Source organism: Psychromonas aquatilis, from assembly GCF_038155185.1.
In the GTDB taxonomy this organism is placed as follows: domain Bacteria; phylum Pseudomonadota; class Gammaproteobacteria; order Enterobacterales; family Psychromonadaceae; genus Psychromonas; species Psychromonas aquatilis.
Map to the genome: position 1 here is coordinate 1 of NZ_JBAKAZ010000382.1, position 215 is coordinate 215.

1 protein-coding gene is annotated in these 215 nt (G+C 38.6%); it reads left to right on the forward strand.

Going from position 1 to position 215, the window contains the following annotated elements:
- The coding region (locus V6256_RS15895) for a hypothetical protein (RefSeq protein ID WP_341599176.1) at window positions 1-215 on the forward strand (215 nt) is incomplete at both ends.

Sequence of the window (215 nt, forward strand, 5' to 3'; positions counted from 1 at the left end):
CTCGTACAATGGGGCAACAAGCCGATAATAATGACAGCCGATCAGTTACTGAAATTACGGAATCATTAATTAAAAAAGCAGGTTTTGAGATTATCGTTACAGATGCTTTAGCTGATCAATTTTGTGGTATGACCTATGACAGTAAAGGCATGAGTGAACTTGCATTACAAAAATCACAGAAGTTAGAAGCCGCACTATGGCTAGCGAGTGAACAA